This window comes from Streptococcus oralis (assembly GCF_001579175.1).
In the GTDB taxonomy this organism is placed as follows: Bacteria; Bacillota; Bacilli; order Lactobacillales; family Streptococcaceae; genus Streptococcus; species Streptococcus oralis_O.
Genome location: NZ_KQ970760.1, coordinates 99635 through 101792, shown reverse-complemented (window position 1 = coordinate 101792; position 2158 = coordinate 99635). Strand labels below are relative to the sequence as shown.

The 2158-nt window shown below is 41.8% G+C and carries 2 protein-coding genes; one reads left to right on the top strand and one right to left on the bottom strand.

Annotated elements, in window-relative coordinates; translation table 11 throughout:
- The coding region (locus SORDD24_RS04730) for a penicillin-binding transpeptidase domain-containing protein (RefSeq protein WP_061408071.1) at positions 1-1496 on the top strand (1496 nt) is incomplete at its 5' end.
- Between the two features lie 305 nt (positions 1497-1801).
- Here SORDD24_RS04730 and SORDD24_RS04725 read toward each other — a convergent pair.
- Positions 1802-2158: LPXTG cell wall anchor domain-containing protein (locus tag SORDD24_RS04725; protein WP_155720129.1), on the bottom strand; the 357-nt coding region annotated here is incomplete at its 5' end.

Sequence of the window (2158 nt, the reverse complement as noted above, 5' to 3'; positions counted from 1 at the left end):
ATCCATACTCACATCCAGAAGCGGCTCAAGAACGACGCAATCTCGTCCTCTCTGAGATGAAGGGACAAGGTTACATTTCAGCTGAGCAATATGAAAAAGCAATCAATACTCCAATTACGGACGGACTTCAAAGTCTAAAATCGGCTAATAGTTATCCTCCACACATGGATAATTATCTCAAAGAGGTGATTGACCAAGTTGAACAAGAAACAGGCTACAATCTCTTAACGACTGGTATGGATGTCTACACCAACGTTGATCCTAAAGTTCAACAACATCTCTGGGATATCTACAATACCGACGAGTATGTCAACTATCCTGACGATGAAATGCAAGTAGCTTCAACGATTGTGGATGTGACAAACGGGAAAGTCATTGCTCAGTTAGGTTCTCGTCACCAATCAAGCAATGTTTCTTTTGGAATCAATCAAGCTGTTGAAACCAATCGTGACTGGGGTTCTACCATGAAACCAATCACAGACTATGCTCCTGCCTTGGAGTATGATATCTACGATTCAACTGCTTCAATTGTTCACGATGTTCCTTACAATTATCCTGGAACAGACACTCCCGTCTACAACTGGGATAGAAGTTACTTTGGAAATATTACCATCCAATATGCGCTCCAACAATCACGAAACGTTACAGCCGTAGAAACCTTGAATAAAGTTGGTTTAGACAGAGCCAAAACCTTCCTAAATGGACTTGGTATTGACTATCCAGATATGCACTATGCAAATGCCATTTCAAGTAATACAACTGAATCTAATAAAAAGTATGGAGCAAGTAGCGAAAAGATGGCTGCTGCTTATGCAGCTTTTGCTAACGGTGGTATCTACCGCAAGCCGATGTATATCAACAAAATTGTCTTCAGTGATGGCAGTTCAAAAGAATTCTCTGATCCTGGTACTCGTGCCATGAAAGAGACAACAGCCTATATGATGACGGATATGATGAAAACTGTCCTGGCATATGGAACGGGTCGTGGCGCTTATCTCCCTTGGCTACCTCAAGCCGGTAAAACTGGTACATCAAACTACACGGATGATGAGATTGAAAACTACGTCAAGAACACTGGTTATGTAGCTCCTGACGAATTGTTCGTTGGCTATACCCGTAAATATTCAATGGCCGTTTGGACTGGTTACTCGAACCGCCTGACTCCTATTGTTGGTGATGGCTTCTATGTTGCTGCTAAGGTTTACCGTTCGATGATGACTTATCTATCTGAAGATGATCATCCTGGTGACTGGACAATGCCTGAGGGCCTCTATAGAAGCGGAGACTTTGTCTTTAAAAATGGAGCTCGTCCTACGTGGACCAATCCTGCTCCTCAGCAAAGCTCAACATCTGAAAGTTCGAGTTCAACATCTGAGAGTTCGAGCTCACAGGCAAGTACAACAACTCCAAATGCTGGCACAAGTGATACTAATACACAACAGCCAAATACCAATCCTGGTCAACAAAACCCAAATCCTCAGCCAGCACAACCGTAAAATGTTAGCCACTCTATTCTTGAGTGGCTTTTAAAATACAGATACATTCTTCTCTATGGATAGAGCTCTTTAAAAGCAGTACTAGATTAACATCGTTTTAGATTTCCTTATTAGAAATTTACTGTTTATCACTTTGTATATACGAAAAGAGGCTGGGCAAAAAGTCTTTAAAATCAGAAAAACGCATACTATCAGGTGTTGTAAAACCTTGATACTATGCGCTTTATTTTCTTCATTTTCTGATAAAATTGAGTTTTTGCTCAACCTCTTCAATTTTTTCAAAGGATACTAGACACAAAGGAGGACTAGTCTTCTTTTTTCTTGCTAGAAAGCAAGCCATAGCCACTCATCACTCCGAGGAGTCCGAGAGCTACTATACCAGCATCTGCTTCTGTACCTGTATTTGGAAGTTGTTTACCGACTTCCTCAACTTTAGCTGGCTCTGCTACAGTTGAATTGTCTGTCCTTGAGGTAGTTTGTTCTACTTTTGTACCGACTTCCGTGATTTCTGGTAGAGCTTCTTGAAGAACTTCTGTCCATTTCAGAGTGCGGTTGCCTTGGATATCCACCTCGATAAAGTGGCGAATTTGACCGGCAACTCCGGCTTGAACCACACGACGTTCGCCTTTGAGAAGTTCTGCATTCTCACGTTCTTGGCGGTT